Source organism: Brevibacterium sp. AGC70, from assembly GCF_057334195.1.
This window is the reverse complement of the sequence record NZ_JBHFIH010000018.1, coordinates 461315-468865: the sequence shown is the minus strand read 5'-3', so window position 1 is coordinate 468865 and position 7551 is coordinate 461315. Positions and strand designations below refer to the sequence as shown.

At 62.4% G+C, this 7551-nt stretch carries 6 protein-coding genes; all 6 read right to left on the bottom strand.

Annotated elements, in window-relative coordinates; genetic code table 11:
• Nucleotides 1-47: 47 nt before the first annotated feature.
• Nucleotides 48-1250 carry a CoA transferase gene (locus ACE03M_RS17490; protein ID WP_485935312.1) on the bottom strand — a complete coding sequence of 401 codons (1203 nt, stop codon included), beginning with the start codon at nucleotides 1248-1250 and terminating at the stop codon, nucleotides 48-50.
• Nucleotides 1251-1259: 9 nt separating this feature from the next.
• Nucleotides 1260-2129 (bottom strand): HTD2 family dehydratase, encoded by an 870-nt coding sequence (locus ACE03M_RS17485; RefSeq protein ID WP_485935311.1) that lies wholly within the window; start codon nucleotides 2127-2129, stop codon nucleotides 1260-1262.
• Nucleotide 2130: 1 nt separating this feature from the next.
• Nucleotides 2131-3309 (bottom strand): acyl-CoA dehydrogenase family protein, encoded by a 1179-nt coding sequence (locus ACE03M_RS17480; RefSeq protein WP_485935310.1) that lies wholly within the window; start codon nucleotides 3307-3309, stop codon nucleotides 2131-2133.
• A 37-nt stretch (nucleotides 3310-3346) separates the two neighbouring features.
• Complete coding sequence (locus ACE03M_RS17475) at nucleotides 3347-4495, bottom strand: acyl-CoA dehydrogenase family protein (protein ID WP_485935309.1); 1149 nt, start codon at nucleotides 4493-4495, stop codon at nucleotides 3347-3349.
• Between the two features lie 93 nt (nucleotides 4496-4588).
• On the bottom strand, nucleotides 4589-6301 hold the full coding sequence (locus ACE03M_RS17470; protein ID WP_485935308.1) for a FumA C-terminus/TtdB family hydratase beta subunit: 1713 nt from the start codon (nucleotides 6299-6301) through the stop codon (nucleotides 4589-4591).
• A 5-nt stretch (nucleotides 6302-6306) separates the two neighbouring features.
• Nucleotides 6307-7494, bottom strand: a complete 1188-nt coding sequence (locus ACE03M_RS17465) for a CaiB/BaiF CoA transferase family protein (RefSeq protein WP_485935307.1) — start codon at nucleotides 7492-7494, stop codon at nucleotides 6307-6309.
• Between the last annotated feature and the right edge of the window lie 57 nt (nucleotides 7495-7551).

The window sequence follows — 7551 nt, the reverse complement described above, 5'->3', positions numbered from 1 at the left end:
CCGGCACCGCTGATGTCTGCAGTTTTCTCAGCCGTTGACGGCTGGGCTCACTCGATGACTCCGCTCGGCTTCAGTCCTGTCACCTCATCGACGCTCAGACCGAGCACGTTTGTAAGCACCTCCGCTGTATCCCCACTTAGTTGGGGGGCCGGAAGAGCCTGGGCGGCAGGCGTCCCGGCGAAGTGCAGCGGGATTTTCGGAGCCATCACACGGCCGACTCCTGGCTGCTCGATCTCGCTGAACAGCGGATTTTCCAACGAACACCATGGATCGTTGTTCACGAGCTCCTCAAATGTCTGGAACTCCCCCTGCAGGACACCCGCACCACTCAACGCCTCTGCAGCCTCGGCGACAGTGTGCGCAGCGAACCACGGACGCACCACAGCGTCGATGGCTTCGCGAGCCTCAAACCGACCGCCTTCGGTCGTGAGATCAACGTCGAGCATGGGCCCGATCATCTCGAGCTTCTCGCTCAGCCCAGTCGCCTTGCCCAGTCCGCGCCAGTGCTTGTTCGAGATGACGGCAACCATGATCTCGCGTTCGTCCGAGGTCTTGAACGACTGCCCGTAGGCACCATAGAGGCCATTGCCCAGCGGTCCACGAGTCTTACCGGTCGACTGCACCTCGGCGATGTAGCCGAGGTTGCCGACGGTTGCGAGCATCGCATCGGACAGAGCGAGGTTGATCTCCTGCCCCTTGCCCGAGGTCCGACGATCGAGCTCAGCGGCAGTAATGCCATTGGCAATGTACAGGCCGGCGATGACGTCCCACGCCGGGATGGCATTGTTGACCGGACGCTCGTCATCGCCGGTGATGATCGGGAACCCGCTGGCCGCATTGATCGTGTAGTCCACGGCCGGCTTCCCATCATGGGACCCATTGAGACGCAGCATGACCAGATCCTCACGGTGCTGGACGAGATTGTCGTAGCTCAGCCATCCGCGGGCGGGCAGGTTCGTCACCAGGGTGCCTGCCTCGGCGATGAGGTCGGTCGCGATCTTCTGTCCCTCTTCGGACTTGAGATCCAGGGTGACCGAGCGCTTGCCCTTGTTCAGGCTCGCCCAATAGATCGACGTCCCGTCATCGCTGATCGGCCAGCGGTTGGCGTCGATGTTGCCGCCGATCGGGTCGATGCGGATAACGTCGGCACCCAGTTGTGCCAGGGTCATAGCACCCAGGGGTGCTGCGACGAAGGCAGAGATCTCGACGACTTTCAATCCGGTCAGTGGTGCCGGTCGTGTCTCAGGCATGGGTGCTCCTCAGCTTTCCCTGGTCGTCACTGTTGCCGCGATCGCGGTCTGACCATCGGGTCCGATGGCTTCGAGTTCATGAGTGTTCGCTCCGGTGCTGCGACCGACGAGGTGAATCTGCTCGTTCGCGAACAGGGGTGACTTCGCGCGGAAGTCGTAAGTGGCGACGCTCGCCTCTGGATGGTTCTTCATGAATGCGTCGAGCAGGAGTGTTGCGGTCAGCGGGCCGTGGGTGACGAGTCCCGGATACCCTTCGACGCCCGTCACATACGGGTGGTCGTAGTGGATGCGATGGGAGTTGAACGTCAGAGCTGAGTAGCGGAAGAGCGTAACCTCGTTGGGTCGCACCGAGCGCACCCAGTCCCACCCTTCGGGTGCCGGGGAATCCGCACGCGCTGGTGCCGCCGCGGATCCTTCTGGCGCCGAGGTGGCTTCCCGGTAGACGATCGTGTGCCGATCCGTTGTCGCGAGGTTTCCATCGGCGGAGACCTCGTGGCGCAGCACAACGAAGCAGAGGGATCCGCTGCCGCCGGTCTTCTCCGTAATCGATTCGATAGTCGTCGTCCGCGACAGCTTCTGCCCGGCGAGAATCGGTGAATGGAACTGCAGCTTGCTGCCGGCCCACATGCGCCGAGGCAGTCCGACCGGCGGCATGAATCCGCCGAGCTTCACGTGACCGTCTGTTCCCAGCTCGCTCATCGGAACGTCGTCTTCGGCGAAGTGCAACCAGTGCCCCACTGGGAACAGCGTCGCTGGCTCGGCCGACGACGATAAGTCCTGTTCGAGCAACGTGGCCAAGCGGGCAGCGCTGATCGGAGAGGCAATGTCTTCTTCGGTGCTGGATCGGCCGACCCAGTCCTGCAGGTTGATCTCAGTCATGTCAACGTCCTAACAGTTCATCGGAGATGATGCGCATCTGGATCTCAGACGAGCCCTCGAAGATCTTCGTCAACCGGGCATCACGCCAGTGACGTTCGACGGCGAAGTCCTTCGTGTACCCGGCACCACCATGGATCTGCACGGCCTCAGAAGTGACCTTCTCCGCCATCTCCGCAGCCAGATACTTCACCATCGCCGCCTCCTTGTCACAGCGTGCACCAGAATCGATCTGTGTACACACGTGATACATCAGAGCCCGCGATGCTTCGATCTGGGCGGCCATGTCGGCGACCTTGAACCGCAGATGCTGGAAATCAGCCAGAGGATGCCCGAACTGGACCCGCTGCTTCAAGTACGCGATCGAGTCCTCCAACGCCGCCTGCGCCAACCCGATCGAGCGGGCCGCTGTGTGAGCACGACCGACTTCAAGTCCCGAGACCGCTTGGTAGAAGCCACGATCTTCCTCGCCAAGCAGTGCTTCGGCGGGCAGGTGGAAGTCGTCGAAGGCCAGATCCCAGGTCTTCCATCCGAAGTACCCGATCTTCTTCACAGCAGTCCCCGACATACCCTCGGGGAACTCACCGCGGTTCTTCTCAACGAGGAATGCTGAGATTCCACGGTGGCGCTTGGCCTCGTCGGTGGAGGTGCGAGCGAAGAGAATGATGTAATCGGCCTGGTCAGCGAACGTGCACCACATCTTCGTTCCGTTGATGACCCACCCACCATCAGCAGCCCGTTCGGCTTTGCAGCGGATGTTGGCGACATCGGATCCGGCTTCTGCCTCGGACAGGGCGAAGGCACCCAAATACTCACCTGTGGCGACCTTCGGCAGCAGCCGGGCTTCCTGTTCGGGTGAGAAGCCACCGCCCATCCCGTTGCCCCGCGCCAGAAGTCCACCCACGCTCATCCAGGCTCTGGAGAGTTCCTCGGCGACGAGGCAGTACTCGAAGACACCCAATCCGAGGCCCCCGTATTCTTCGGGAATCAAAATGCCGAAGAACCCCATGTCGGCCATCTGTTTGATGAACCAATCGGGGAACTGTCCTTCGATGGGGTCGAGTTCGTTGGCCAGCGGGAGGACGACGTCGTGGGCGAACTCGCGGGCGAGCGCCTGGATCTCGAGTCTGTCCTCGGTCATGAAGTGCGGGGTATCCGGGCGTGGTCTGGGTTTATGCGTCATTGCGAGTTTCCCTCGTTTTCCTCAGGCTGGTCCGATTTCAGGCCTTATTCCGGCCGATGAGCTGCTTGGCGATGACGTTCAGCTGGATTTCGTTGGTACCCTCGCCGACGATCATCAGCGGGGCGTCACGGTAGTAGCGTTCGACGTCGTACTCGGTGGAATATCCGTAACCGCCGTGGACTCGGATGGCATCAAGGGCCACCTCGGCGGCCATCTCTGAGGCGTAGTATTTGGCCATGCCGGCCTCCATGTCCACGCGCTCACCCGAGTCGTAGGTGCGAGCCGCGTGGAGGACGAGCTGCCGGGCGGCCTCGAGCTTCGTCGCCATCTTCGCCAGCTGGTTGCCCACGGCCTGGTGACGCCAAATCGGCTTGCCCATGGATTCGCGCTCCTGCGCGTATTTCACCGCGTCGTTCAGCGCAGCCTGGGCCACGCCGAGTGAGCGGGAGGCGACCTGAATGCGGCCGATCTCCAGGCCCTTCATCATCTGCTTGAATCCGACTCCCTCTGCCCCGCCGAGCAGCTGGGACTGCGGCTGGCGCAGGTTCTCGAACACGAGTTCGCAGGTCTCGACACCCTTGTAACCGAGCTTCGAGAGGTTCTTCGACACCGTGAAACCCTCGCCTTTCTCGACAAGGATGATCGAAATGCCCTTATGCCTGGGCTCGGCGGACGGGTCGGTCTTGCACAGCAGTGCGATGAGATCGGACTTGCGGGCATTGGTGATCCAGGTCTTCGAGCCGTTGATGACGTAGTCCTCGCCGTCCTTGGCCGCCGAGGTGCGCATGGCCTGCAGGTCGGAGCCGCCGCCGGGTTCGGTCAGGGCCATGGTCGCACGCAGTTCACCGGTGGCCATGCGCGGCAGGTACTTGTCCTTCTGCTCGCTTGTGCCGTATTCGGCGATGAGCTTGGCCACGACGGTGTGCCCGCCCATGGCACCGGCCAGGGACATCCACCCGCGGGCCAGTTCCTGCGTGATGAGCGCATATGCCTCGGTCGAGACCTTGCCGTCGCCCCAGGGCTCGTCGATCGCGAGTCCGTAGATGCCCATGTCCTTCATGGTCTGGATCCACTTCTCCGGATATTCGTCGGCGTGCTCGACCCGGTTGACGTGGGGTTTGACGTCGTGGTCGATGAACTCGGCGACCGTATCGATCATCATCTGCTCTTCGCTGCTGACTGCCATCTCGAAGTCCTTTTCCTCTGCTGCTGGAGTTGTGATTGTCTGCCTCGCCGAGGTGGCCCGACGTGGCCGTATTCGTGGTGGTCCGTGGCCGGTTCAGTCCAGCCGGGCGCCGTCCTTGGCTGTTCTCGTCCGCCCGAGTCCGATCGTCGTATCCGGTCCAGTGCTGTCGAAGAAGTCATTGCCCTTGTCGTCGGTGATGATGAAGGCCGGGAAGTCCTCAACTTTGATCCGCCACACTGCTTCCATCCCGAGGTCCTCCATGTCGAGGACTTCGACCTCGGTGATGCAGTCCTGGGCCAGACGGGCCGCGGGCCCGCCGATGGAGCCTAAGTAGAATCCGCCGAATTCGGCGCAGGAGTTCTTCACCTGAGCCGAGCGGTTGCCCTTGGCGAGCATGATCATCGACCCGCCGGCTTCCTGGAACTGACGGACATAGGTGTCCATCCGTGAAGCGGTGGTCGGTCCAAACGATCCCGAAGGCATTCCTTCGGGAGTCTTGGCCGGTCCCGCGTAGTAGATGGGGTGGTCCTTGAAGTAGTCGGGCAGCCGCCCGCCCTCGTCCAACCGCTGCCGCAGGTTCGCGTGGACGATGTCTCGGGCCACGATCACGGTGCCGGACAGTGAGAGTCTGTCTCCTACGGCCAGTTGGCTCAGCTGTGACTGGAGTTCTGGCATGGGACGGTCGAGGTCTACCTCGGTGACATTGCCGGATTCGATCTCCTCGACCCGGCCCATCGACGGCAGGAACCTGGCGGGATCGTGCTCGAGCTCTTCGATGAAGACACCCTCGGCGTTGATGCGGGCAATGATCTGCCGGTCGGCCGAGCAGCTCACGGCGATGGCGATCGGCAGCGATCCGTTGTGGCGGGGGAGCCTGACGACGCGCACGTCGTGGCAGAAGTACTTACCCCCAAACTGGGCGCCGAACCCGAGCGTCTGCGTCAGCTTGAACACGGTGTCTTCGAAGTCCGTGTCGCGGAATCCGTGGCCTGTCGCGTCACCGGCCGTCGGCAGGTCATCGAGGTAGTGGGCGCTGGCAAGCTTCGCGGTCTTGAGCGTGAACTCCGCCGAGGGTCCGCCGATGACCACTGCCAGGTGGTAGGGCGGGCAGGCTGCTGTGCCGAGGGTCGAGATCTTCTCCGCCAGGAAGTCAAGCATCGATGACTCGTTGAGCACGGCCTTCGTCTCCTGGTAGAGGAAGGATTTGTTCGCACTTCCCCCACCCTTGGCCATGAACAGCAGCTCGTAGTCATCGTCTGGGCTGAGGCCCACTTCGATCTGTGCGGGCAGGTTGGTGCCCGTGTTCTTCTCTTCGAAGAGGCTGACCGGAGCCAACTGTGAGTAACGAAGGTTGAGCTCTTCGTACGCCTTGTGGATGCCGGCCGAGAGGTGCTTCGCGTCGTCACCGTCGGTGAGCACATTGGGTCCGCGTTTGGCGGAGACGATCGCGGTGCCGGTGTCTTGGCACATCGGCAGGATCTCCCCAGCCGAGACCGAAGCGTTCTGCAACAAGTCGAGGGCGACGAAGACGTCGTTGGCGCTGGCCTCCGGATCGTCGATGATGGCGCGCAGGCTGGCCAGGTGGTCGGTGCGCAGGTAGTGCGAGACCTCTTTGAAGGCCACCTCGGCGAGGTCGGCCAGCGTCGACGGCGCGACCTGCAGGAAGGATCTGGACTGGTCGGCCACCTCGGCGTGGATCTGCTTCACACCGTCGATGTCGAGGCGGCGCATGGCCGGCCCCGCACCGCTGGTGGGCAGCAGAGACGTATACGCGAAGGCCGGTGTTGTGTCAGGTTGTTCGGCCATGGTGATCAGACTGCTCCTTCGCGATGGAGTTCGGCAACCTTCTCAGGACTGATTCCCAGATCGCCGAGGATGGTGTCCGTATGGTCTCCGACATCGGGAATCGGATCCATCCGAGGTTCAACCCCGGACATACCGACCGGAGGCAGCAGCATCGGGATCGGCCCGACCGGGGAACCGACGTCCTGCCAGCGATCGCGTTCGACCAGCTGGGGGTGATCTGCGATCTCGGTCATGTCCCGCTGCCGCGAGTGTGCGACCTTGGCGGTTTCGAGGAGCTCGTCGCATTGCGCGCCGGTGAAGTCGGCGAAGACTGCTTCGATGATGGTTTGCAGCTCACCGCGGTGGGCGTAGCGGTGGGCTGCCCGGTCGAAGCGTTCGTCGGTGACCATGTCCTCTCGACCAAGGACCTGGGTGGCGAAGCTCTTCCATTCGCGTTCGTTCTGGATCGCCAGCATGATCTGGGTGCCGTCGCCGCAGGTGAAGGCGCCATAGGGGGCGATGGCAGCGTGCGAGGTTCCGGCCCGAGTGGGGCGGGTGCCGCTGCCGTGGGTGAAGTAGAGGGGGTAGCCCATCCATTCGACGAGGGAGTCGAAGAGGCTGATCTGCAAGGTGGCGCCCTCGCCGGTGCGTTCACGATTGAACAGCGCGGTGAGAATGCCGGAATACGCGTACATTCCGGCGGAGATGTCCGCCGTTGAGATTCCCGTCTTCGCGGGATGATCCTCAGTCCCCGTCACAGAGACCAAACCTGCCTCGGCCTGCACAAGTGCATCGTATGCCTTGGCATCTTTGTACGGTCCGTCTGGTCCGTATCCGGAGATCGAGGCGTAGATGAGTCGATCGTTCATGCCGCGCAGCTCTTCGGCGCCGAAGCCCAGTCGCTCGGCGGCGCCGGGGGCGAAGTTCTGGATGAACACGTCGGCCTCAGCGACGAGGTTGTTGAGGATCTTCTTACCCTCCGGGTGTTTGAGGTCGAGGCTCAGGCTCTCCTTGTTGCGGTTGAGCCACACGAAGTGGCTCGCCATTCCGTTGACCGTGGTGTCGTAGCCGCGAGCGAAGTCCCCGGTTCCGGGTCGTTCGATCTTGATCACACGAGCACCGAGATCGGCGAGTTGCCGAGACGCGAAGGGAGCGGCCACAGCCTGCTCGCAACTGATGACGGTGATCCCGGATAAGGGAAGTTCAGCGTGCAAGGGGCCTCCACAGCGAGTTTTCACGAGTTGACGTTCAAATAATACATCTTCTGACTG